Origin of the sequence: Microcystis sp. M20BS1 (genome assembly GCF_020245305.1) — a bacterium.
Taxonomy (GTDB): domain Bacteria; phylum Cyanobacteriota; class Cyanobacteriia; order Cyanobacteriales; family Microcystaceae; genus Microcystis; species Microcystis ichthyoblabe_A.
Genome location: NZ_JADBUZ010000064.1, coordinates 1 through 21,881, shown reverse-complemented (window position 1 = coordinate 21,881; position 21,881 = coordinate 1). Strand labels below are relative to the sequence as shown.

28 protein-coding genes and 2 pseudogenes are annotated in these 21,881 nt (G+C 41.6%); 17 read left to right on the top strand and 13 right to left on the bottom strand.

Annotated elements, in window-relative coordinates; all coding sequences use genetic code 11:
- The coding region (locus tag IM507_RS06800) for an RNA-guided endonuclease InsQ/TnpB family protein (RefSeq protein ID WP_287636796.1) at window positions 1-862 on the top strand (862 nt) is incomplete at its 5' end.
- Between the two features lie 22 nt (window positions 863-884).
- Here the strand turns inward: IM507_RS06800 and IM507_RS06795 are convergent.
- A complete protein-coding gene (locus tag IM507_RS06795; RefSeq protein ID WP_069474532.1) occupies window positions 885-1,343 on the bottom strand; it encodes an ABC transporter permease in 459 nt (152 codons plus the stop codon).
- Window positions 1,344-1,550: 207 nt separating this feature from the next.
- A pseudogene (locus tag IM507_RS23460) lies at window positions 1,551-1,649 on the bottom strand (aluminum resistance protein); the annotation flags it as partial.
- Window positions 1,650-1,768: 119 nt separating this feature from the next.
- Here IM507_RS23460 and IM507_RS06790 point away from each other — a divergent pair.
- Complete coding sequence (locus IM507_RS06790) at window positions 1,769-2,602, top strand: acyl-CoA desaturase (protein ID WP_002733282.1); 834 nt, start codon at window positions 1,769-1,771, stop codon at window positions 2,600-2,602.
- A 40-nt stretch (window positions 2,603-2,642) separates the two neighbouring features.
- Here IM507_RS06790 and IM507_RS06785 read toward each other — a convergent pair whose 3' ends face one another.
- Window positions 2,643-2,942 (bottom strand): hypothetical protein, encoded by a 300-nt coding sequence (locus IM507_RS06785; protein ID WP_123230190.1) that lies wholly within the window; start codon window positions 2,940-2,942, stop codon window positions 2,643-2,645.
- A gap of 147 nt (window positions 2,943-3,089) precedes the next feature.
- Here IM507_RS06785 and dxr point away from each other — a divergent pair, with 147 nt between their 5' ends.
- The 3 genes from dxr to IM507_RS06770 all read left to right on the top strand — a co-directional run bounded on the left by dxr (window position 3,090) and on the right by IM507_RS06770 (window position 6,726).
- Window positions 3,090-4,262, top strand: a complete 1,173-nt coding sequence (gene dxr, locus IM507_RS06780) for a 1-deoxy-D-xylulose-5-phosphate reductoisomerase (protein WP_123230189.1) — start codon at window positions 3,090-3,092, stop codon at window positions 4,260-4,262.
- 481 nt (window positions 4,263-4,743) lie between these two features.
- Window positions 4,744-6,039, top strand: a complete 1,296-nt coding sequence (gene proA, locus IM507_RS06775; protein WP_069474530.1) for a glutamate-5-semialdehyde dehydrogenase — start codon at window positions 4,744-4,746, stop codon at window positions 6,037-6,039.
- A 15-nt stretch (window positions 6,040-6,054) separates the two neighbouring features.
- Window positions 6,055-6,726 (top strand): riboflavin synthase, encoded by a 672-nt coding sequence (locus IM507_RS06770; RefSeq protein ID WP_002732948.1) that lies wholly within the window; start codon window positions 6,055-6,057, stop codon window positions 6,724-6,726.
- Between the two features lie 62 nt (window positions 6,727-6,788).
- On the opposite strand, the gene IM507_RS06765 is transcribed toward IM507_RS06770, so the two are convergent.
- Complete coding sequence (locus tag IM507_RS06765) at window positions 6,789-7,259, bottom strand: PIN domain-containing protein (protein ID WP_287636795.1); 471 nt, start codon at window positions 7,257-7,259, stop codon at window positions 6,789-6,791.
- Window positions 7,259-8,446, bottom strand: coding sequence for an ImmA/IrrE family metallo-endopeptidase (locus IM507_RS06760; protein WP_287636794.1), 1,188 nt, complete (start codon window positions 8,444-8,446; stop codon window positions 7,259-7,261). Before IM507_RS06760 ends, IM507_RS06765 begins: the two co-directional genes overlap by 1 nt.
- A gap of 243 nt (window positions 8,447-8,689) precedes the next feature.
- Here IM507_RS06760 and ahcY point away from each other — a divergent pair, with 243 nt between their 5' ends.
- From ahcY to IM507_RS06730, 6 genes are all read left to right on the top strand, one after another.
- Window positions 8,690-9,967, top strand: coding sequence for an adenosylhomocysteinase (ahcY, locus tag IM507_RS06755; RefSeq protein WP_002732258.1), 1,278 nt, complete (start codon window positions 8,690-8,692; stop codon window positions 9,965-9,967).
- Window positions 9,968-10,095: 128 nt separating this feature from the next.
- The gene (locus IM507_RS06750) at window positions 10,096-10,701 is read left to right on the top strand and encodes a DedA family protein (protein WP_002769621.1); all 606 of its coding nucleotides are present in this window, start codon (window positions 10,096-10,098) and stop codon (window positions 10,699-10,701) included.
- 239 nt (window positions 10,702-10,940) lie between these two features.
- Window positions 10,941-11,240 carry a hypothetical protein gene (locus IM507_RS06745; protein ID WP_069474529.1) on the top strand — a complete coding sequence of 100 codons (300 nt, stop codon included), beginning with the start codon at window positions 10,941-10,943 and terminating at the stop codon, window positions 11,238-11,240.
- The gene (locus tag IM507_RS06740; RefSeq protein WP_081330849.1) at window positions 11,237-11,491 is read left to right on the top strand and encodes a type II toxin-antitoxin system VapC family toxin; all 255 of its coding nucleotides are present in this window, start codon (window positions 11,237-11,239) and stop codon (window positions 11,489-11,491) included. The genes IM507_RS06745 and IM507_RS06740 overlap by 4 nt, the downstream gene beginning before the upstream one ends.
- A 106-nt stretch (window positions 11,492-11,597) precedes the next feature.
- Entirely contained in the window at window positions 11,598-11,795 is a 198-nt protein-coding gene (locus IM507_RS06735; protein ID WP_002789758.1) for a hypothetical protein, read from the top strand.
- Window positions 11,792-12,181 (top strand): type II toxin-antitoxin system VapC family toxin, encoded by a 390-nt coding sequence (locus tag IM507_RS06730; protein ID WP_069474528.1) that lies wholly within the window; start codon window positions 11,792-11,794, stop codon window positions 12,179-12,181. The genes IM507_RS06735 and IM507_RS06730 overlap by 4 nt, the downstream gene beginning before the upstream one ends.
- 245 nt (window positions 12,182-12,426) lie before the next feature.
- Here IM507_RS06730 and IM507_RS06725 read toward each other — a convergent pair whose 3' ends face one another.
- From IM507_RS06725 to IM507_RS06700, 6 genes are all read right to left on the bottom strand, one after another.
- Window positions 12,427-12,645 carry a hypothetical protein gene (locus IM507_RS06725; RefSeq protein ID WP_123230211.1) on the bottom strand — a complete coding sequence of 73 codons (219 nt, stop codon included), beginning with the start codon at window positions 12,643-12,645 and terminating at the stop codon, window positions 12,427-12,429.
- 12 nt (window positions 12,646-12,657) lie between these two features.
- A complete protein-coding gene (locus IM507_RS06720) occupies window positions 12,658-12,843 on the bottom strand; it encodes a type II toxin-antitoxin system HicA family toxin (protein WP_002734683.1) in 186 nt (61 codons plus the stop codon).
- Entirely contained in the window at window positions 12,840-13,124 is a 285-nt protein-coding gene (locus IM507_RS06715; RefSeq protein ID WP_002734253.1) for a type II toxin-antitoxin system HicB family antitoxin, read from the bottom strand. Before IM507_RS06715 ends, IM507_RS06720 begins: the two co-directional genes overlap by 4 nt.
- Before the next feature lie 204 nt (window positions 13,125-13,328).
- Window positions 13,329-13,469: a hypothetical protein gene (locus IM507_RS06710; RefSeq protein WP_002735012.1), complete on the bottom strand. Its 141-nt coding sequence runs from the start codon at window positions 13,467-13,469 to the stop codon at window positions 13,329-13,331.
- A gap of 314 nt (window positions 13,470-13,783) precedes the next feature.
- Window positions 13,784-15,070 (bottom strand): toll/interleukin-1 receptor domain-containing protein, encoded by a 1,287-nt coding sequence (locus IM507_RS06705; RefSeq protein ID WP_287636793.1) that lies wholly within the window; start codon window positions 15,068-15,070, stop codon window positions 13,784-13,786.
- A gap of 17 nt (window positions 15,071-15,087) precedes the next feature.
- The gene (locus IM507_RS06700; RefSeq protein ID WP_190538169.1) at window positions 15,088-15,582 is read right to left on the bottom strand and encodes a hypothetical protein; all 495 of its coding nucleotides are present in this window, start codon (window positions 15,580-15,582) and stop codon (window positions 15,088-15,090) included.
- Between the two features lie 910 nt (window positions 15,583-16,492).
- Between IM507_RS06700 and IM507_RS06695 the strand changes: the two genes are divergently transcribed.
- Window positions 16,493-16,717, top strand: coding sequence for a DUF433 domain-containing protein (locus tag IM507_RS06695; RefSeq protein ID WP_002740734.1), 225 nt, complete (start codon window positions 16,493-16,495; stop codon window positions 16,715-16,717).
- Complete coding sequence (locus IM507_RS06690; RefSeq protein WP_190538170.1) at window positions 16,714-17,052, top strand: DUF5615 family PIN-like protein; 339 nt, start codon at window positions 16,714-16,716, stop codon at window positions 17,050-17,052. The genes IM507_RS06695 and IM507_RS06690 overlap by 4 nt, the downstream gene beginning before the upstream one ends.
- A gap of 239 nt (window positions 17,053-17,291) precedes the next feature.
- Here IM507_RS06690 and IM507_RS06685 read toward each other — a convergent pair whose 3' ends face one another.
- The gene (locus IM507_RS06685; RefSeq protein ID WP_002732770.1) at window positions 17,292-18,197 is read right to left on the bottom strand and encodes a metal ABC transporter permease; all 906 of its coding nucleotides are present in this window, start codon (window positions 18,195-18,197) and stop codon (window positions 17,292-17,294) included.
- Between the two features lie 135 nt (window positions 18,198-18,332).
- Here IM507_RS06685 and IM507_RS06680 point away from each other — a divergent pair, with 135 nt between their 5' ends.
- The 4 genes from IM507_RS06680 to IM507_RS06665 all read left to right on the top strand — a co-directional run bounded on the left by IM507_RS06680 (window position 18,333) and on the right by IM507_RS06665 (window position 21,375).
- Entirely contained in the window at window positions 18,333-18,851 is a 519-nt protein-coding gene (locus IM507_RS06680) for a cofactor assembly of complex C subunit B (RefSeq protein WP_002734244.1), read from the top strand.
- A 7-nt stretch (window positions 18,852-18,858) separates the two neighbouring features.
- Window positions 18,859-19,275 carry an acyl-CoA thioesterase gene (locus tag IM507_RS06675; RefSeq protein ID WP_123230185.1) on the top strand — a complete coding sequence of 139 codons (417 nt, stop codon included), beginning with the start codon at window positions 18,859-18,861 and terminating at the stop codon, window positions 19,273-19,275.
- A gap of 3 nt (window positions 19,276-19,278) precedes the next feature.
- Window positions 19,279-19,908 (top strand): DUF1361 domain-containing protein, encoded by a 630-nt coding sequence (locus IM507_RS06670; protein WP_287636792.1) that lies wholly within the window; start codon window positions 19,279-19,281, stop codon window positions 19,906-19,908.
- Window positions 19,909-20,034: 126 nt separating this feature from the next.
- Entirely contained in the window at window positions 20,035-21,375 is a 1,341-nt protein-coding gene (locus IM507_RS06665) for an aromatic ring-hydroxylating dioxygenase subunit alpha (protein WP_002734522.1), read from the top strand.
- 371 nt (window positions 21,376-21,746) lie between these two features.
- Here the strand turns inward: IM507_RS06665 and IM507_RS06660 are convergent.
- Window positions 21,747-21,881 (bottom strand): annotated as a pseudogene (locus IM507_RS06660) (IS30 family transposase); the annotation flags it as partial.

The window sequence follows — 21,881 nt, the reverse complement described above, 5'->3', positions numbered from 1 at the left end:
TGCCGAATTTACCAAATCTGCTTTTAAATTTAAAGACAAACAAATCTATTTAGCCAAATGCACAGAACCTTTACCTATTCGATGGTCAAGACAAATACCAGAAAGCTGTGACCCAAGTACAGTAACAGTCAGATTACATCCTTCTGGACGTTGGCATATTTCAATTAGATTTGATGACCCAACGATTAAGCCATTACCAGTAACAGATAAAGCCATTGGAATTGACTTAGGAATTAGTAGCCTCGTGATTACCAGCAATGGCGATAAAGTATCTAATCCTAAGCACTTTAAAAAGCATTATCGGAGACTGCGAAAAGCGCAAAAAAATCTTTCTCGAAAACAGAAAGGCTCAAAAAATCGAGAAAAAGCAAGAATAAAAGTAGCCAAGATTCACGCTCAAATTACTGATAACAGAAAAGACCATTTACATAAGCTAACCACTCAATTAGTTCGTGAAAACCAAACGATTGTGGTTGAGAATTTAGCCGTCAAGAATATGGTCAAAAACCCTAAATTATCTCAGGCAATATCTGACGTTAGTTGGGGAGAAATCACTCGACAATTAGCCTATAAATGCCGTTGGTATGGGAGAAATTACATCGAAATAGATAGATGGTTTCCTAGTTCTAAAAGATGTAGTAATTGCGGGTATATTGCTGAGAAAATGCCGTTAAATATTCGAGAGTGGGATTGTCCAATCTGTGGGACTCACCATGACCGAGATATTAACGCAAGTAAAAATATTTTGGCCGCAGGGCTTGCGGTGTCAGTCTGTCGAGCGACCATAAGACCAGAACAGAGTAAATCTGTTAAGGCAGGTGCGGAACCCCGCAAGGGAAAGAAGCAGAAACCTAAATCGTGAGGTTTGGGGATCGCCGTCCGTTTTACGGCGGCGAGGATGTCAAGTAGTTAAGATCGATGCCCACCACATTAGTGGCATGATTGACCTCGCCCGCCACCATCGGTGCCGGACGCTGCAGATAGGCGGAGACCACCTGTACACCGGGAACTTGATTTTGAATAACTTTGGCATCTTCCCAGATTAAGGTACTACTGGAACCGCGGCCGAGACTAATACCGCCAGTTCTGGCTTCTCCTGGTAAAATTTGTAAAACATTAGTACCTAGAGATTGAATTTTTTGTTCGGTGGCTTTTTGTACTCCTTGGCCTACGGAGGTGAGAGCAATCACGGAGGCAATGCCAATAATCACCCCTAACATGGTTAACAAAGTCCGCAGTTTATTGCTCCAGAGGGCTTCGAGCGCTATCGAGACAATTTCGCTGATCGCCACGGGATGAGGATGATTAGTCTGAAGTATTTGTTTAGGTAAATAAACAGTCATTGATTTCGATGTAATCTGGCTAAATATAGAGTTATGAGCGGATAAAACAGATATTTGGGACTTATTTGTCTTTTTTTATGTATAAATCACCTTATTTACTGTTTCTAGAAGAGATTAGGCTGTATTGACTGCGGCTTTCCCGTCCGATAGCATTGCCGATAAAAACCCTCACTTAGGGAAATCAATCGCTTCGCCATACTTTCCCAATAGGATTTTAGCGAGATTTTCCTTGACCTGTGCGTCAATTTCCGAAAAGATGGGGAGTAGGGCCTCTTCTGCCCTGTGGAATAGAGAGGGGATATCCATCAAACAATAGACTGTGATATTTGTTACTATTTATTAAGCGTCAAAGTTCCCCCTGTGTCAAATCGAGACAGATAAGACAATGATGCTCTGTCTCCTGTTGTTTCCCTTTGGGTTATTCAATGACTGTTGCGACTTCCGAAAAACTGCCCATTGACTGGGTGACTCTCATCTACATGGCTTTTATCCACTTAGTGGCTCTTTTAGCCTTCTTGCCTGGCAATTTTAGCTGGGGTGCTGTAGGAGTGACATTGATTCTTTATTGGATTACTGGGGGTTTAGGAATTACCCTCGGTTTCCATCGTTTGGTTTCCCATCGGAGTTTTAAGACTCCCAAATGGTTAGAATACTTTCTGGTTTTGTGCGGGACTCTCGCTTGTCAGGGGGGTGCGATCGCATGGATAGGTTTACATCGTCTTCATCATAAATATTCTGATACTGCTCCCGATCCCCACGATTCTAATAAAGGTTTCTGGTGGAGTCACATGGGTTGGATGTTGCACGAAATTCCTGCCGACGAAGAAATTGCCCGTTTTACCCAAGATATCGCCGACGATCCTTTCTATAAATTCTGTCAAAATTATTTTGTTCCTATCCAAATTGTTCTAGGCTTAATTCTCTATGCTATGGGTGGTTGGCCGTTTGTAATTTGGGGAATTTTTGTTCGCTTGGTCTTAGTTTTCCACTCCACTTGGTTTGTCAACAGCGCCACCCACAAATTCGGTTATGTTAGCCATGAATCCCACGATAATTCTAAAAATTGTTGGTGGGTTGCTCTCTTAACTTTTGGTGAAGGTTGGCACAATAATCACCATGCCTATCAGTATTCTGCCCGTCATGGCCTACAATGGTGGGAAGTTGATCTGACTTGGATGACCATTCGTCTGCTGCAAATTCTGGGATTAGCTACTAATATTAAGTTGCCTCCCACCACAGCAGTCACGACAGAAAGTTAGTTTTATCCAGTTGTTAAATTAAATCTAGCCGAACTTATGTTTAAGTTCGGTTATTTTTTCTGCGACTTAACCCAAATCTGACGGCTTTTCCCACGGCACAACTGAGGAATATAGGTAATGCCAATCCTTCCCCAAAAAAAAGAATTAAGGACAGAATCCCTTTCATGAATGCTGCTGCTGCCGAACATTGACTGGGGAGAGCGCAACCCATCGGGCCAAGAGCGAAGGATAACCAACCAAAAAAGAAAAAACACAGGGGAAATAAGAGGCAAAAAACCAGACCCCCCGCTAGACAGCCTAATCCATTGCCCTTTCTATTCGATTTCTTCTCTGTCACCATCTCTATCGCTAACTTTTTCTAAGCCCTAGCATAAAAAGGTTAAACTATCAACTTTTTTAACAAATGTTTAATATTTACGCTGATGTGCCGGAAAGACCCCGGAGAACGTATATTTAAAGCTAATCCCCAAATTATATTAAGTTTCTAATGAAAAAAATCTCGATTTTAGGCTCTACTGGCTCGATCGGTACTCAAACTCTCGATATTGTCACCGATCATCCCGATAAGTTTCAAGTGGTGGGATTAGCCACGGGTAATAATATTCAACTACTATCGGAGCAAATTCGGCAATTTCGCCCGCAAATCGTGGCGATTAATAACGAAAGTCAACTAGAAGACCTGAAAAGCCTAATTTCCGACCTTGACTATACCCCGATTATCCTAGCAGGAAAGGAAGGAGTAATCGAAGTGGCCCGTTATGGCGATTCCGAAAGCGTCGTCACGGGAATTGTTGGTTGTGCGGGATTGCTGCCCACGATTGCCGCTATTACTGCCGGTAAAGATATCGCCCTCGCTAATAAAGAAACCCTGATTGCTGGCGGTCCGGTGGTGCTGCCTTTAGTGGAAAAACACCGAGTTAAATTATTACCTGCTGATTCGGAACATTCAGCTATTTTTCAATGTTTACAGGGAGTTCCCACTGGGGGATTAAAAAAGATTATTCTCACCGCTTCTGGGGGTGCTTTTCGGGATTTACCCGTGGAAAAATTGCCGCAAGTAACCGTAGCTGATGCCCTGAAACATCCTAACTGGTCGATGGGCAGAAAAATTACCATCGATTCGGCTACTTTAATGAATAAAGGTCTAGAAGTTATCGAAGCTCATTATTTATTTGGTGTCGATTATAATGCGATCGATATTGTTATTCATCCCCAAAGTATTATTCACTCTTTAATTGAGTTACAGGATACCTCGGTTTTAGCCCAATTAGGCTGGCCCGATATGCGTTTACCCCTGTTATATGCCTTGTCTTGGCCTGAAAGAATTTATACCGATTGGGAACCTTTAAATTTAGTTAAAGCCGGCAGTTTAACCTTCAAAGAACCCGATCATCAAAAATATCCCTGTATGGGATTAGCTTATGCGGCCGGCCGCGCAGGTGGGGCAATGCCAGCAGTATTAAATGCAGCTAATGAACAAGCGGTAGCATTATTTTTAGAAGAAAAGATTAGCTTCTTAGATATTCCCCGGGTGATTGAAAAAGTTTGCGATCGCTTTGCGATTCATAACAGTTCTACCCCTAGCCTAGATGACATTTTAGCCGCCGATGATTGGGCGCGTCAAGAAGTATCTAACTGTCTGATTGCCAATCTGGTCTAGATAGTCTATATCCTGTAGGGATGTTAACTATAATGTCTCTACAGGTCTAGGATAGAAAAATCACTAATTTCGGCTATTTTTTCTATTTAACTAGATTTATGATGATCATGACAAGAGTTGATAACCTTCAATAAACGTCGAAAATAAAGATTAAATTGCCTAAAATCAGGGTTTTCTTATTCTTTGTGTGATAAGTTTAACTTATATAGGATCGATCTTTGTGTCCTTTGTGTCTTTGTGGTTCGTTCTAGTCGCTCGCTGGCAGGACTGTATCTTAGAGTACATTTTACCCACCAAACTCAAGAGAGCCAAATCTGTAAATAGACCATTTAATTGACTATTATTCATCCTTAATTCTCCTGGCTACTGAATCCTAACCCTAACAACAATTTTTGATTTTTACAAGAGGTCTAATGACCCTGAAACTTGATCAAAAATAAGATAAAATAAACAAGATAGCGGTTATTACGTTTAATTTTCTATGGTTACAACTTCTCTATCCCTCCCCGAAATCGCCAGAGAAACCCGTCAAGCGAGTCGTCAACTGGCTATTCTGACTAACGAAGAAAGGAATGAAGCTTTAGAGGCTATTGCTGAGGCTTTAACTGCTAATGCTGATAAGATACTAGACGCTAATATGGTCGATGTTCAAACTGCCAAAGCGATGGAATTATCCCCCGCTTTATGTGCGCGATTAGAGTTAAGTTCCAGCAAATTAAAAGCCGCTATTGCAGGGGTGCGAGATGTGGCTAAATTAGCGGATCCTTTGGCTACGATGCAAATTAACCGGGAATTAGATCAAGGTTTAATTCTGCGGAGAATAACCTGTCCTTTAGGGGTTTTAGGGGTTATTTTTGAAGCTCGTCCCGATGCTTTAATTCAAATTACCAGTTTAGCGATAAAATCCGGCAATGGCGTTATTTTAAAAGGGGGGAAAGAGGCGCTCCGTTCTTGTCAAGCTTTAGTAACAATTATTCATCAGGCATTGAGTCAAACTAAAGTTAATTCGGCGGCGGTGCAATTGTTAACAACAAGAGAAGAAATTCAGGAACTCTTAAAACTTGATCAATACATCGATTTAATTATTCCTAGAGGTTCTAACGAATTTGTGCGTTATATCCAAAATAATACCCGCATTCCTGTCCTCGGCCATGCCGATGGTATCTGTCATCTCTACATCGACAAAGAAGCCGATTTAAGCAAAGCAATTAGGATTACCGTTGATGGCAAAACCCAATATCCTGCCGCTTGTAATACCATTGAAACTTTATTAGTTCATCAAGACATCGCTAGACAATTTTTACCCGCATTGGCCCAGGCATTAGAGGAAAAAAAGGTTAAATTATTGGGAGATGAAACAACTCGTCAGATTATTAACGTACCATCGGCCACAGAAGAAGACTGGCAAACCGAATATAGTGATTTAATCCTGTCAATTAAAATTGTTGATAGTCTAGAATCGGCAATCGAACATATTAATTATTACGGTTCTCGACACACGGAAGCCATTGTCAGCGAAAATTTTAACACGGCCAAAACCTTTAGCGATCGAGTCGATGCCGCCGGAGTTTTTCATAATTGTTCCACGCGATTTGCCGATGGTTTCCGTTACGGTTTCGGGGCCGAAGTGGGTATCAGTACCCAAAAAATGCCTCCCCGTGGTCCGGTGGGATTAGAGGGATTAGTGACCTACAAATATCAATTAGTGGGAGATGGTCATATTGTCGCCGATTATTCTGGGGAAAATGCCCAATCTTTCACTCATAAGGATTTATAGTCGAGAAAAAAGCCGATGTTTACAGGATTAATTCAAGCCTTGGGAAAAATTCGGGTCGTGGATACTGATAGACTATATTTGTCTGTATCCTCTGATACAATTCTCCAAGATTTAATGATTGGTGATAGTGTGGCTGTGGATGGGGTTTGTTTGACAGTCGAGGAAATTCTCCCAGAGGGTTTTCTGGCCACCGCTTCCCCGGAAACCCTACAGCGCACTACTTTGGGACGAAGGATTAAAACAGAAACCAACGTTAATCTAGAAACCTCTTTGCGGGTGGGTAGTAAAATCGGCGGTCATTTTGTCACCGGTCATGTGGACGGAATTGGCTGTTTAGTCGAATCGATAATCGTGGCTAATTCGTGGGAAATGACCTTTGCTGCCCCTAGTTCCCTAGAAGAGCAGTGGAATAACTACATAGCTCGTTATATCGTCGGTAAGGGCAGTATAGCTGTTAATGGCATTAGTTTAACCGTGGCCGATTGTGATGCCTCCGGCAGCTGGTTTAAAGTGGCAGTCATCCCCCACACCTACACCGAAACCAATCTTTCCCATTTAAAATTAGGCGATTGGGTGAATCTAGAAGGGGATATTTTAGGCAAATATGTGGAAAAATTGCTAGGAATGCGCTCTTATCACCCTCCTAGCGAGATTAGCCTAGAATTTCTGGCTGAACATGGTTATTAGTTTTCCAGAAAAAGCCTTTTCAACATATAAATTTATTGGCAATTTATCCATTAATTTTAGTTTTAAAATTGCCAACCTTCCCGCTCCATTAAACCCTGAACATTGGTACAATCGATAGAAAAGTGTTGACAGACTGTGGGGATTTTGGGAGCATTAGGCTTCAAGGCTTCTTCGGTAATTACGCAACCGTCTTTTATCTTAGCAGCGGCAATAATAAATGGGTCTGCCACTGGCTTTCCTTGTAATCTTGCTTTTTGACTCACTAAATCCTTAAAGTTTCTTATAGAAAAAATTTCAGGAATAAATAAAGTTTCCTGAGCAGTGGGTGGTAAAAATATTTGTTTATTGGAGTCTATCCAATCTAAAACAAATTGTTTATTATTGCCATATTCTACTTCTTTAAGCACTTCGCGTACTGATTGTAGTTTACCTTCTGACACAAGCAAATCGATTTTTTGCCAAACGGTAGGAAAACTTTTGGGAAAATAGTTTCCTAAGACCTTAAAACTACTTGTGTCAAAAATGTAAACCATCAAAACAGTCCTTTGTCTAATAAATATTGTTCAAGTTTTTCCACCGTAGCAACTTTTTTAATGTTTAGATAATCAGCAACACGCTCGATATCGTATTGGCCTTGATAGTATTTATTGAATACCAGTTTTAGGTAATTTTCTCCCAAATATGTCGCCTGATTAGCATAGGGATTACCTCCAGATTTTTTATTTTTGTCCTGACTTTTTCCCACCTGCTCACTGTACCACTCGCTTACTTTAAGACTATATTCTTTCTGAGAAATAAAGTTATTATCTAATAGTTTTCGTAAAACTACTTCTCGACTAACCTTATAATCACTGGAAATTTTCGAGATAATTTTATCGTTATCGTTAACGTTAACTACTGTTTCTCTGATTATCTCAGAAAAAACATGATTAGGAAGCAAAAACTCCGCAGCAAATTTATTACAAAATATCTCGATACTTTTATTTGCTCCCTGCAAACTATTAATATATCTATCGTCAGACTTAGTAATTCCATTAGTCTGCAAAAGAATATGTGCTAATTCATGAAAAATGGTAAATATTTGTCTAGATTTTTCCGTGCTATTATTAAGATAGATGATTGGAAATTCAATATCTATCAAGCAAAATCCCGAAATTTCTCGCTGCTTAAAAGAACGCTTAAAAATAAAAATACCAGCTTCTTCCACGGCACTCCGCCATTTTTTTAAGGCAGTTTCCTGATCATTCCAGGTCATTTGTTCTTCTAGAGTAACGTTTAAATACTTTCTTATCTGTTCGGCTAATTTCCTTAAATCATCACTAGAACTAACCGAAATATCCTGAAAGATTTTCTTGGTACTAGGATTAATACCATTATTAATTTCCTGTAGCGACAATTGCATCGCTTTTGCTTGTCGTAAAGCATAGATAGTATCGGCGGCCAGGTTTTCGATTTCAAAGTCTGGCAAAGTTCTAAATTCTTGTTTTTCCTCCGCTTCTAGGGGAGGTTCTGGGAAAAAGAATAAAGCGAGAGGACGTTTATATATTTCTGCTAACTTTTCCAATTGACTATAGGTAGGAAAGTCCTCTCCTGACTCCCATTTCTCGATAACAGAAACATCTTTTTTAAACTTGACCGCCACAGACTCAAGAGAATATCTCGCCCTTTCTCTTGCCCATTGGATTATCTTGGGATTAACGCCTGTCAGTTTCTCGCCCATCACTTTATCTTATCATCACCAGATAGAGATTTCTAGCTTGATTTAGATCATAAAGTAGTTTTATTGTACTATATAATTACCTAAAATAGAGACAATGTACCGATTTCTGGATAGGTCAGCGAGGTATTGATAACTTTTTCCTATATAAAAAACCGGTGAAAAGCTTGACATTGGCGAAAATCCCCAGACAATGTTAAGTTAAATTAACCAATAGCCTAGGCTTGTATTTAAGGAAAACCCCTTATGGTAGCAACACCAGTTCAACAGAAATACGACATCAAAGATATTAGTTTAGCCCCCATCGGCAAACAGCGCATCGAATGGGCCGGTCGGGAAATGCCCGTTTTGCGTCAATTAGCCGAACGTTACGCCATCGAAAAACCCTTTGCTGGACTGCGTTTAGTCGCTTGCTGTCACGTTACCACCGAAACCGCTAATTTGGCCATCGCGCTAAAAGCCGGTGGCGCTGATGCGTTACTAATTGCCAGTAATCCCCTTTCCACCCAAGATGATGTGGCCGCTTGTTTAGTCGCTGATTACGGTATCCCCGTTTATGCAATCAAAGGGGAAGATAACGACACCTATCACCGTCACGTTCAAATCGCCCTCGATCATAAACCCCAGATTATCATCGATGATGGTTGTGATGTAGTGGCCACCCTGGTTAAAGAAAGAAGTCACCAATTACCCGACATTATCGGTACTACCGAAGAAACTACCACCGGTATCGTCCGTTTGCAAGCCATGCTCAAAGCCGGGGTATTATCCTTCCCCGCAATGAACGTTAACGACGCAGAAACCAAGCATTTTTTTGATAATCGCTACGGTACAGGTCAATCTACCCTTGATGGTATCATTCGCGCCACCAATATCCTTCTTGCTGGTAAAACCGTGGTTGTGGCTGGTTATGGTTGGTGTGGTAAAGGTGTCGCTATGCGGGCCAAAGGTTTAGGCTCTAATGTAATTGTCACCGAAATTAACGCCGTGCGCGCCATTGAAGCGGCGATGGACGGTTTCCGGGTTATGCCCATGGATGAAGCCGCTAAAGAAGGCGATATCTTCATCACTGTTACTGGTAACAAGCACGTTATCCGGGCTGAACATTTTGACCTGATGAAAGATGGGGCGATTGTTTCCAACTCCGGTCACTTTGATATTGAAATCGACCTGCAAGCTTTAGGCGCAAAAGCCGATAATGTTAAAGAAGTTCGCAACTTTACCCAACAATATAGGCTAAAAAGCGGTAAATCCGTCGTTGTTATCGGTGAAGGTCGCCTAGTTAACCTGGCAGCCGCCGAAGGTCATCCTAGCGCCGTTATGGATATGAGTTTCGCTAACCAGGCGATCGGTGTAGAATACTTGGTTAAAAATCAAGGTAAATTGGCCCCCGGCATCTACTCAATTCCCTACGAATTAGACCAAGAAATCGCCCGCTTGAAACTGCAAGCCATGGGGATTGAAATCGATACCCTCACCGAAGCCCAATTAGAATATATCAACTCCTGGACTTCCGGAACCTAATATCAGTTATCAGTTATCAGTTATCAGGAGTCAGGAGTCGGTCGTCAGGAGATTGCTTTTATTTATTCTTGCCACTCCCCCACTCCCTTTTTTTTACTTTAAAACTGTTTTCTAAATCCTAAAAAAATATGACTGAATGGATTACAAATACAATGACTTCTATGGGCTATTTAGGCATAGCCCTATTAATGTTTTTAGAGAATCTTTTTCCTCCCATTCCCTCGGAATTAATTATGCCTCTAGCGGGTTTTACCGTCCATGAGGGACAAATGCAATTTATTCCGGCAGTGGTAGCGGGGATTGTCGGAACCGTAGTCGGAGCGCTACCTTGGTATTATCTCGGTCGGGTTGTGGATGAGGAAAAAATCGAAAAACTAGCCGATAAATACGGCAAATGGATTACCGTTTCTGCTAAAGATATTCAAAAAGCCAATCAATGGTTTAACCGTCACGGTAGTAAAGCGGTTTTACTCTGTCGTTTGGTCCCTGGAGTACGAACTTTGATTTCCCTACCCGCCGGGATGAATCACATGGCGATGATTCCCTTTTTAGTTTACTCCACCATCGGCACGACCCTCTGGGTCGTTTTTTTAACGGCAGCAGGTTACTTTTTAGGGAAAAATTACCCCCTTGTGGAAGAATATCTGGCTCCTGTGTCAAAAATAGCTCTACTTGTCCTGGTTATCTGGTTTATCCTCTGGATTATCCGCAAACGTAACCGCCGGTATGAGTAAATGTTGATGAGAGGTGGTGTTTTACGACGGATTGTCACCTTCGAGTCAAAGCAGCAATTTTTGTATTCTAACGCGCCCTACTGGACTGTTTCAGCTAAAATAGGGCAATAGATTTCGGCTTAAAGTCTTAGATTATAGAATTTCTAGCATTTTTCTAATACACCAAATTAGCTGAAACAGTCCACTACGTTTTACTGCTTATAAAGGGGCAAAAGGATAAGAATATACGAGGTTTTAATATGCCAACAATTAAACTACGTTCTCAGATTGGTAGAGATGGAATCTTACATTTAGATATACCGTCCGATTTTAAAGAAACTGAAGTAAATGTTACAGTAACCTTTGAAGCGGTTCAAGAAGTCAGTGAAGATTTAGCAAGTAGAAAAGAGGAAAGAAAACCTCGCTATAATGCTTGGGGCAACCCAGTAGTAGAGCAATCTATTACCCAAGCTATTTCAGGAATGCGCCGTCTTCAAAAAACTGTAGCTTTACCTAAAAGTGAAATTCTTGCCATGCGAGAAGAAGGGAGACGGTTTTGATTGAGTTTGTTTTAGATTGTTCGGTAGCAATTAGCTGGTGTTGGGTCGATGAAGATAACGATTATGCTAACGCAGTATTAGACATAATGCCAAACGCCGAAGCATTTGTTCCCGAAATTTGGTCTTTAGAGATTGTCAATAATCTCCTAGTCGCAGAAAGAAGAAATCGGATGACGGTCGAGCAAACTCAAGCATCGATTAATTGGTTACAGTCTTTACTTATTACTATTTTTGGATTACCGCCGCGATGATTGGATTTTTCTGGGAGGTCAGGGATTCATGAGGAAAGGATGATATATAATGATAGTCTATGACAGAGAGAGACATTAAATACTGTTTGGTATTAGGAGAAAAGCTTTGCCACTGATTAAAATACCAAGGAATTATCTGATTGCTGAAGATGAAAATTTCATTACAGCAGACGTGCCAGATTCACTGCTTCAGCTTTGGCAAAAAGATTATCAAAAGGTGGTTAAAGCCAAAGGTATTCTTAAGGATAAAAAAGCGGCAATGCTATCTCATGTAGAGTCTCTTCGTCGGGAGTGGGATGGATGAAATACGTCTATGATACCAATATTTTTATTTATTATTTAGCCGATGATGATATAGTTACTTCTTTTTTCTCCCCAGCTTTTTTGAGTTTGCATCAGATTTTTATCTCACCAATTGTCAGAATTGAGTTACTCAGTTTTCCTACTTTGTCTAAGGAAGAAGAGCAGATAATTGAAGATTTACTCTCACAGTTTGAATTAATTCCCATATTGAGAGAAATTGAAGATCTGACTATTCAACTGAAACGACAGTATAAAATCAAGATTCCCGATGCCATTATTGCCGCAACAACATTGAGCCAAAATGGATGTTTGGTCACTAGAAATGTTGATGATTTTAAGGAGATTTCCGGTTTAAATATTAAAAACCCGTTTATTGATGAGGTGTAAATAATAGTAGAAGAGCGAGAATTAAAAGTTGACTTATCTGCAAAGTAGCTTACTACTGGAAACCGATAGCTTGATGACAGCAACCAATGCCAGGTATTGAAGTAGGAAAAAGCCTATGTTTTTGTTCTAGAAATCTCCAAAACTAAGCTTGACAAATTGCCTGAAGTTGTTATATCTTACAGGTTACGAGTCTCTGCGCGAGAGAAGAAAAAACGAGAATCGACCAAAGACCCCCTGTTCCCTTCTCAGATCCACACGCTACGGGTAGGAACATCTCGGCGGGAAAGTGCGTTAGCTAATTCGTACCAACTCCATTTTCCTTTTCCTTTTTCAACTAAAATGGCTTGATTGTAGTCAGCGATCGCACCTTGGTTGTCTCCTAAGTCAGACTTGGCAATCCCACGATTGATGTAGGCAGCAGCATAGTCGGGTTTGATATTAGTGGCTTGATTGTAGTCAGCGATCGCACCTTGTTATCAAGGTTCTGGTATCTCCAACTGACGAAAAATTCTCACAGCAGTAAACTCTACAATTTCTCTATGTCGAGGGATGGCTGTGCGCCGACCATTGAGTGGATTTTCCCAGATGGAATGTTCACTTCCTTCTCGTACCAATTGACAACCCTGTTGACTGAGATAACGCAACAAATCTCGACGCTTCACGAGGCTATCAAAGTCGGTACAATTTGGACATGGGTTGATGCAGAAAATATTAGATAAATTGGTTCTTCTAAATCCGCTTCTGGGTCTGTTAACAACTCATTAGGCAAGGGTAAGGATTCCCCCCTAGATATATTAACTTCTGCCATGTCCACCAGCGCACTGGCTAAGGAACGGCGTACTGCTGCTAGATCATTTCCCCAGGAAATCACGCCAGGGAAATCCAAGACTTCTCCATGGACTCCCTGTTCCAGAAATTTATACATTGCTTTGTAGGTAAGCATCCAATTTATACTCCTTTCTTTCACCGAATTTTTTGATTAATAGATTAAGAACTGAACAAATTGGGAAAAAGCCTATGTTTTCGTTCTAGAAATCTCCAAAACTAAGCTTGACAAATTGCCTGAAGTTGTTATATCTTACAGGTTACAAGTCTTTGCGCGAGAGAAGAAAAAACGAGAATCGACCAAAGACCCCCTGTTCCCTTCTCAGATCCACACGCTACGGCTAGTAACATCTCGGCGGGAAAGTGCGTTAGCTAATTCGTACCAACTCCATTTTCCTTTTCCTTTTTCAACTAATTGGAGAAGCACCAATTCAAGTTGGGTTAACTGTACGGTATCTTTCATGATTAATCCTCTATACTTGGGTGAAATAAAACGCCAAATCCTTCTTTTAAACCATAATCTTCAAGGGTTGCTGTGTGAGCATTATTCCACAACTTGTAAGCCAGATCGGGATCGGGTGGCTGTCCAGTGGGATAGCCTAGTTTTTTATTTCTTGATAGGATAATTTAAGAATTTTACCTCCCGCTTTAGATGGTTCAAATAACCTGCCGCTAATAGCTCCTTTCTCTTGCATTATAGATTAATTCATCAGTCCTTTATTTTGATTTTTTAATTTTAGTAACAACCATTTTTTATGAGAACAACCTTCCTCAAAATTACTTTTCAAGATTTTTGATGTTATCGAGAGCCTTGAGATACATTTCCATATTGTCTTGCTGCGAGTAAAGTTGTGCCGCTTGATTGTAGTCAGCGATCGCACCTTGCTTGTCTTCTAAGTCATCCTTGGCTAACCCGCGATTGTAGTAGGCATCAGCATAGTCGGGTTTGATATTAATGGCTTGATTGTAGTCAGCGATCTCACCTTGGTAATCTCCTAACTCATATTTGGCTAACCCGCGATTGTTGTAGGCATCAGCATAGTCAGGTTTGATATTAATGGCTTGATTGTAGTCTGCGATCGCACCTTGGTAGTCTCCTAAGTTTTTCTTGGCAATCCCACGATAGTTGTAGGCATCAGCATAGTCAGGTTTGATTTTAATGGCTTGATTGTAGTCTGCGATCGCACCTTGGTAGTCTCCTAAGTTTTTCTTGGCAATCCCACGATAGTTGTAGGCATCAGCATAGTCAGGTTTGATATTAATGGCTTGATTGTAGTCAGCGATCGCACCTTGCTTGTCTCCTAAGTTTTTCTTGGCAATCCCGCGATTGTTGTAGGCAAGAGCATAGTCGGGTTTGATATTAATGGCTTGATTGTAGTCTGCGATCGCACCTTGCTTGTCTCCTAAGTTATACTTGGCATTCCCGCGATTCAAGTAGGCATCAGCATAGTCGGGTTTGATTTTAATGGCTTGATTGTAGTCTGCGATCGCACCTTGCTTGTCTCCTAAGTTTTTCTTGGCAATCCCGCGATTGTTGTAGGCAAGAGCATAGTCGGGTTTGATATTAATGGCTTGATTGTAGTCTGCGATCGCACCTTGCTTGTCTCCTGATTCACCTTTGTTATAGGCACTGTTAAACCACTCTTCGGCGGTCAGTTGTACGGTTTTATGATTTAATTTGGATCGAACTTTATTATTTAATTCAGATCGAACTCTATCAAAAAAACTAGCAGGCGGCAGTTTTCCCCCCTGTATATCAACTGTCTGAATTATTCCAACTTCTAGCCAACGGCTACCCTCTAACAAAAGGGGGAAAATGGGCTTTTTTAACTCTAAAGCAAGAGCCAGTTCGCAGTTTACCCAATGAGAGTTTTTAGAGCGAGGAGACATCACCAGCATAAAAACCTGACTTTTTCTGAGGTTTTCTTCAATCACTCTTGGCCATTGATCCCCGTAGTCAATTTTGTTATCTAACCACCAGGGCAATTCGTGCTTTGTAAGAGCCTCTAGCAGCTTATTTACATAGGCTTGGTCTTGACGACTGTAGCTAATAAAAATAGACATTCCCAGAAACTCCTAATCTAATTTTCAACCCCAGCAATCTCTGCTAGAGCCAGTGCATACCGACTTAAATCCTGCCTGAGAGCCTCTAACTCCCTTCGCAATTCAGGTTCTTCTGTCCATTGCTGCTCGTATTCCTTGGGACTGACATCAGCAGGGCGCTTCGCTTCCCAAACCTGTAAGCGAGGATGCCACTTGGCTAGAAAACGGCGCAACCCCCGATTCAGGACAGCGATCGCAATACCGCCCACTGAATTGCGAGAAGCCCCCACATCGGGACCAGCTTCCTTGAGAATCTCGCGGGTTGTCCCAAATAAACTATACAGCGAGTTCAAAGCCTCACGCAGCAGCCCTTCTTCACCCTCCAGTGGCTCTACAGCAATGCGCGTCACCAATTCCACATAAAGTGACCATGCAGCCCTTATCTCAGTCGGATCTGCCTCCCATTCGGCTGAACCAATACCAAAAGGAAGACTGACAGACACTTTCTTCAATACAGCCGGATCGCCCTTCATCTGTTTCCCCTCGCCTCAGCCTCTAATGTTGCCATTCTCCTTTCCAATTATATGACGGGATTTAGCTTATTACTCCCAATATTGGGCTGGGTGGAGAGTGGCGATTGTCCTGAAAAAAACGGCTCCGACTAGATGCAGAAATCGTTAGAATAATCAAAGAATGACTTCTCCTGAACGATAGTCATTTCCGAAACACAACAGGCTCTTTTCTTCTCTCTGTCTCTAGTTAAATTTGTCACCACTGGGCAAAAATTAGCCAAAATGAGCCAAATAACCTCTCGAAAAGTTCCTCTGGGAAGTTCGATTTTTCCTCATCAACATCGCCTTTCTGCACTTACCGTACAAAATCAAAAAAAGAAGACAATTATTGCCGACCAATAAAAAAACAATTTTGAGGCAGAATGATAAAGTAGCTCATGTTATCAGAGCGATCGCCGCTTGGGATCAAGGTTCTGGTCGGTAATGCTTCATCCTCAGAAAAGGGAAACTCAACTTTACTAGGCATGAGCAGATGCCCCTTGGTCATCCTGAATCATCTGCATCAGAATGTTTGCAGCTGCCGTTGCGTCCTAGGGCGACCAAATTGGGTACTCTGATGCGGAGAAGATGAATTGTAGTTCAGCGTCTGGGATTTGTGTGGCTAGGAGTTTGAAGAGTGATAATTTGTCTGACTGGCTCAGATTGTTGACCAGAGGAATTAACTCAGCGAGTGACATGGTTTAAACTTCTAGAGGTGCGAGAATAAATTGATCATATCCAAAAAGGTGGTGAGGAATCATCGTTCGGCCCCGGCGGTGAGGATGTCAAAATTTTTCATAATTGACAGGGTGGGCTATGCCTACCCTATTTTGTTGAAACTTTTAGCACTCTAGTTCACAATAAAGGTAAAGATCGTAAGAGCTACCTTGTAATGGCGGAATTGCTTTCGAGAATTACAGTTAATCCTCGGCAGTGCGGTGGTCGTGCCTGTATTCGAGGAATGAGAATCCGGGTGTCAGATGTGTTAGATCTATTTGCGGCAGGTTTAAGCGCGAGAGAAATTCTAGATGAAATGCCTGATCTTGAGGCAGACGATTTGAAAGCAGCGCTTTTATATGCCTCGCGGAAGCTTAATCACCCGGTTTTACTGGCATGACAATTTGGGTTGACGCACATTTGTCTCCTGCAATTGCAACCTGGATTAGCACTACACTTGAGATTGAAGCTTTGGCTTTGCGTGATCTTGGACTGAGAGATGCTGAAGATACTGAAATCTTTCAGGTTGCAAAAGCTCAAAGAGCTATCCTAATGACCAAAGACAGCGATTTTGTAGATTTAGTTGAGCGACTTGGTTCGCCCCCACAAATTATTTGGCTGACTTGTGGCAATACCTCTAATGCCCGGTTGCGTGAAATCTTGAGTGAGACTTTACCCAGGGCTTTAGAACTTTTAGCTGCTGGTGAGACATTGGTAGAAATTAGCGGAGACTAGCTGTACAGGCTAATGAATCCAAGAGCTACCCAATACAAGAGGTCAAATGGCTATTTTCCAATATCAGATTCTTGTGGGGAAGAATTAACCTAATGCTGTGGTCTGGTATGTCGCTTAAGTACAATATGAAACGATAAAATTAACACAATATCAGGGTAAGAGCCTCGAAAAATCTGGCAAATTATCGCAGTTATCTCGGCCGTCGGCTTTTTTTGGTCACTCCCACCTTCTCCTGCAAACTAACGCCGTCTCAACAAATTTTTCATCTCTACCCAGATAGAAAGTTGACCACCTAGACTAGCGGGATGAGTGAAAATTCCTTGACGGGGACTGAATAAAAAGGCCAACATAAATAGGGTAAAAGCGACAAGCACGATCGCCGGTCCAGAGGGTAAATTCCAGTAATAACTTAAATACATCCCACTGATACTAGAAATAATACCCACACCCACACCTAAACCCATGACTTGATGAAGACGGGTAACTAAAAGATAAGCAGTGGCTGCCGGGGTAATCAAAAGGGACAAAACGAGGATTACTCCCACTGCTTGGAGACTAGCAACGATTGTCAGGCCGATCAGGAGCATTAAGCCTAAATCTAATAAATTTACTGGTAAACCCGCCGCTTGCGCCCCGATTTTGTCGAAAGTGTAGAATAATAGTTCTTTATACAGGAGCAAAACGGTTAATAAAACGATAACGGCAATAATTAGGGTATCGCGGATGTCGGCAGCAGTAACACCGAGAATATTGCCGAAGAGAAAGTGATTAAGGTCGATTTTGTTGTTTTTTTGGATGAGAGTGATCAGGGTGATGCCAAGGGCAAAAAAAGCCGAGAAAACAATACCCATGGCCGCATCTTCTTTGATGGGGGAACGATTACGGATTAAGTTAATCAGTAGGGTACTGACCATTGAGGCTAGTAAAGCACCCAAAAGAAGATTAAAATTACCAATAAAAGCGATCGCTAATCCGGGTAGGACTGAGTGACTGATGGCATCGCCCAAGAGGGCCAAACGTTGTACCATCAGGTAGGTTCCCACCACCGCACAGATGATCCCGACGATGATAGCTTCAATTAGGGATCTCTGCATGAAACTATACTGTAAGGGTTCGATTAATCCTGTTAATAGATTGTTGCCCATGAATCTGCCTTGGGGTTAAATTTTTCTGATTCTCGATCGAGGTTTTGCTCCTAGGGTCTATCTTCTAAATCGGGGGAGAAGATAGGTTAGGATAATTAGGATTAATTGTAAGTTTTTTCGCTCCCAACCGCCGCCATGGATACCCCCGTTCTTTCCTCAACTTTTTTTCTGACTCTCCTGCTCATGGTGGGATTATTCTTTTTTATTCGCGGTTCCGTCAAAGAGCGTATCGAACAGCGTGTCTATCTTACCAGTACCAGTGACGACCAACTATTAGAACAACTGCGAGACTATTTTGACCGACGTTCCTATCAAGTCAAGGCGATCGAACCCGAACAGAATATTGTCAGATTACAGGGTTTTGTGCCGCCTAGCCCGTTTCTAGCGATATTTTTGACAATTTTAGCGGCCTTGGGTTTATTTTGCTTCTCACTGGTGTTATCGGTGTTATTTCCTGATACTAATCCCTATATTTTTGCTCTTGTGGGTTTATCTCCCCTCGCCGGTGTTTTCTATTGGCAAAAAGTCGGCCGTTTAGAAGAAGTGGCTTTTAAAGTAGAAAGCAAATCTCAGCAAACGGAATTAACTGTCAAAGCCCATCGGGACGAGTTAAGACAACTACAAGATAGTTTAACCTTTCTGGAAAGACAATAAGCTTTTTATGCCCTATGAACGCCTAATTTATCTGGCCGATACCGATGCAGCCGGTGTGGTTTACTTTGCCCATCTTCTCTCGATCTGTCATGAAGCCTACGAGTTTTCTTTAGCACAATTTGGCATCAATATCAAGGATTTTTTGAAAGATTCTCCGGTTGCCCTACCGATTACTCAAGCGGAAATCCAGTTTTTTCGTCCTCTTTTTTGTGGCGATCAAATACAGATTAATTTCACTGTCCGATCCCTAAGCGAAAACGAGTTTGAATTGCATTATAAAATTTATTTGGCTGAAATCATGGTCGGAAAAGCGAAAACTCGCCATGTGTGCATCGATCCCACCGCTAGAAAAAGAATCCCTTTCCCGGAATCTTTAAAAAATTGGTTAGGATATTTATCAACCCTAGAGGATACTGATATTTAAGAGATGATTTGGGCAGATTTAACGATGATTTTAACTAGGGATTGGTGGCATAATGCTTGGCAATTATTTAACCTCAGTACCGAGAGAATTGTCTGGAATTCTTTTCTGGCTTTTATCCCCTTTATCCTCAGCTTTTGGCTATTTCGGATCACCCTCGATCGTTCCCTACTCTGGTGGTTAATTCTCTTAGTTTTTGTGCTTTTTTTACCCAATGCTCCCTACATTCTCACCGATAGCATTCATTTAATCTCTTATGTTCAGCAGGATTACGCCAAAAGTTTATTTTTTTTAGTTTTAATTCCCCAGTATAGTATCTTTATTTTCCTTGGCTTTCAGCTATACGTTATCTCCTTACTTAATTTAAAAAGTTATTGTCAGCAAAGTCAGCTAAATTCAGCAGTTTTACCCCTAGAAATAACCCTCCATTTTTTAAGTGCGATCGGTATCTATTTAGGAAGGTTTCTCCGACTGAATAGTTGGCACCTAATCACTCAACCGCAGCAACTATTCTGGAGTTTGCAGAATTTACTGACTAAAAAACCTTTGATATTCATCTCTGTCTGTTTTTTAATTATTTGGCTACTATACGAAATCAATAAAAGACTTTACAATCGACTTTCTGGCTACAATTAACGCCTATCGGGAATTTCGACCCTCTCCTAGTCCCTTTCGGATTGATTAAAAGATAGTAGAAAAACAGAGATCAATTGCCCGCACCGATATTATGATCATGATCAATATTTTTTCTCTCTCACCCCCATGACAAGCGCCGATCAATCTCAACCCCTGCCTAGGGATGACTATTTTCACTACCAAAATTGTTGGTATCCTGTGTTATTTGTGCAGGATTGGCAAAAAAATCCCTACTCTTTCTCTCTTTATGGGCAACCATTGCTAATATTTCGCGATCAACAGGGAAAATGGGGCTGTTTGCTTGATCGCTGTCCCCATCGCTTGGCTAAACTCTCCACAGGACAGATGATCGCTGGGCGTTTAGAATGTTTGTACCATGGTTGGCAGTTCGAGACGGATGGAAAATGTTCCCATATTCCCCAACTGCCAGTTAATACCCCGATTCCCCGCAATGCCAAGGTTAAATCCTATGGGGTGGTGGAACGTCAGGGAGTCCTCTGGGTTTGGTTAGGAGAAGAGGAAACAGCGAAAGAAAGCGATATTCCTATCATCAAAGACCTAGAAGACCCCAATTGTGTCCATACCGATTATCTCATTGATTTTCCCTACGAACAGGGCTATTTACTCGAAAATCTCCTCGATCCCGCCCATGTTAATATTAGCCATGATCGCAGCGAATTCGGGGCAAAACGGGAAAATGCTCAACCTTTAGCCTTCCAAATCCTCGAAATCTCGGCGCGGGGAATTCGCAGTCAGTGGCGCAATAGCCGCAATCCGCAAGAAAGCTGGAAATATCTGGATTTTATAGCCCCTAATCTCGTTCATTATCGTTTTTCTCTGCCTAATCCCCATTGGTGTGCTGGATTGGCTTTATACGGGATTTCTCTGGGTCAAGGTCGTTCTCGCTTACTGGTGCGACGTTACCAAAATTTTGCCGTTAACTCCCGTCAATACCGTTGGCGCTGGTTGGAACATCTGCGTCAAAGTCGCATCCTCGAAGATGATCTACCTTTAATTCAAAGTCAGCAGCAAATGGTGGAAAAGTCAAGAGATAGTTTACAAAAATTATACTTGCCCTTAAAAAGTTCCGATGCCTTGGTGATTGAGTTACGTCAATGGTTCGATCGCTATGGGGACTCTTTCCCCTACTATCAAGGCTACACCAGCCAGCGGACAACGGCGATCGATTTATTCGATCCTTTACCCCTCGATCGCTATTCTCGTCACACTGTCCACTGTCGCACCTGTAGCGCTGCCCATGAAAACATGGTAAAAACTAAACAAATCGCAATTTTAATGGGGATATTATTAGCTTTACTGGCAATTTTATCCCCAAATCAGTCTATCTATCAAATTACTGCCCTTATTTTCGCAATTTTGGCTTTAGCAATAGCGATCGCTGCCAATTACACCCGCACAAAATTTGAACGCACCTATGAGAAAAAAGCCCATACCAAACTACAGTAATAATACTAAATCCGTTGAGTATAGGCTACATATCAGGACAGGTAAAAGGCAGCAGGCACTAATGCAAAAGGGTGAATAAATAATCAGTTTTTAATAAACAGATTTAGTATGACTCTTAAATGATGACAAATGTGTCAGCAGCTGCCTGTAAGCATCCCACCGAAAAGCTAATGCGCGGGGGGTTTGGGGGGTTCTACCACCCAAAAGCTTGGATTGAGTGATAAAATCGGAAGTAATGCCAGATTTTATCAGATAGTTTTCGCGTAAAAATCCCAACTTGCTAGATTTACAAAAATGAGATGCACCCGAAGTCAGGAGTTAGCGAGATGTGGAATTAATTTTACTTAGGTACTTAACTAAGATTAGCCAATTCAAGTCTGAATTGCATCACTGTCTGATCTACCTTTATAGAATACCTCATTCGGGGTACGATAGTCAAGACATTTTCGAGGACGATTGTTAATCAAGTTTACGGCTCTTTCCACCTCCTCTGGCTTAACGATTTT

Bases quoted from the DNA above. Each gene is read 5' to 3' on its own strand.
- IM507_RS06795 (WP_069474532.1), bottom strand. From the start codon at position 1,343: ATGACTGTTTATTTACCTAAACAAATACTTCAGACTAATCATCCTCAT.
- IM507_RS06790 (WP_002733282.1), top strand. From the start codon at position 1,769: ATGACTGTTGCGACTTCCGAAAAACTGCCCATTGACTGGGTGACTCTC.
- IM507_RS06785 (WP_123230190.1), bottom strand. From the start codon at position 2,942: ATGGTGACAGAGAAGAAATCGAATAGAAAGGGCAATGGATTAGGCTGT.
- dxr (WP_123230189.1), top strand. From the start codon at position 3,090: ATGAAAAAAATCTCGATTTTAGGCTCTACTGGCTCGATCGGTACTCAA.
- proA (WP_069474530.1), top strand. From the start codon at position 4,744: ATGGTTACAACTTCTCTATCCCTCCCCGAAATCGCCAGAGAAACCCGT.
- IM507_RS06770 (WP_002732948.1), top strand. From the start codon at position 6,055: ATGTTTACAGGATTAATTCAAGCCTTGGGAAAAATTCGGGTCGTGGAT.
- IM507_RS06765 (WP_287636795.1), bottom strand. From the start codon at position 7,259: ATGGTTTACATTTTTGACACAAGTAGTTTTAAGGTCTTAGGAAACTAT.
- IM507_RS06760 (WP_287636794.1), bottom strand. From the start codon at position 8,446: ATGGGCGAGAAACTGACAGGCGTTAATCCCAAGATAATCCAATGGGCA.
- ahcY (WP_002732258.1), top strand. From the start codon at position 8,690: ATGGTAGCAACACCAGTTCAACAGAAATACGACATCAAAGATATTAGT.
- IM507_RS06750 (WP_002769621.1), top strand. From the start codon at position 10,096: ATGACTGAATGGATTACAAATACAATGACTTCTATGGGCTATTTAGGC.
- IM507_RS06745 (WP_069474529.1), top strand. From the start codon at position 10,941: ATGCCAACAATTAAACTACGTTCTCAGATTGGTAGAGATGGAATCTTA.
- IM507_RS06730 (WP_069474528.1), top strand. From the start codon at position 11,792: ATGAAATACGTCTATGATACCAATATTTTTATTTATTATTTAGCCGAT.
- IM507_RS06715 (WP_002734253.1), bottom strand. From the start codon at position 13,124: ATGCTTACCTACAAAGCAATGTATAAATTTCTGGAACAGGGAGTCCAT.
- IM507_RS06710 (WP_002735012.1), bottom strand. From the start codon at position 13,469: ATGAAAGATACCGTACAGTTAACCCAACTTGAATTGGTGCTTCTCCAA.
- IM507_RS06705 (WP_287636793.1), bottom strand. From the start codon at position 15,070: ATGTCTATTTTTATTAGCTACAGTCGTCAAGACCAAGCCTATGTAAAT.
- IM507_RS06700 (WP_190538169.1), bottom strand. From the start codon at position 15,582: ATGAAGGGCGATCCGGCTGTATTGAAGAAAGTGTCTGTCAGTCTTCCT.
- IM507_RS06695 (WP_002740734.1), top strand. From the start codon at position 16,493: ATGGCGGAATTGCTTTCGAGAATTACAGTTAATCCTCGGCAGTGCGGT.
- IM507_RS06690 (WP_190538170.1), top strand. From the start codon at position 16,714: ATGACAATTTGGGTTGACGCACATTTGTCTCCTGCAATTGCAACCTGG.
- IM507_RS06685 (WP_002732770.1), bottom strand. From the start codon at position 18,197: ATGGGCAACAATCTATTAACAGGATTAATCGAACCCTTACAGTATAGT.
- IM507_RS06680 (WP_002734244.1), top strand. From the start codon at position 18,333: ATGGATACCCCCGTTCTTTCCTCAACTTTTTTTCTGACTCTCCTGCTC.
- IM507_RS06675 (WP_123230185.1), top strand. From the start codon at position 18,859: ATGCCCTATGAACGCCTAATTTATCTGGCCGATACCGATGCAGCCGGT.
- IM507_RS06670 (WP_287636792.1), top strand. From the start codon at position 19,279: ATGATTTGGGCAGATTTAACGATGATTTTAACTAGGGATTGGTGGCAT.
- IM507_RS06665 (WP_002734522.1), top strand. From the start codon at position 20,035: ATGACAAGCGCCGATCAATCTCAACCCCTGCCTAGGGATGACTATTTT.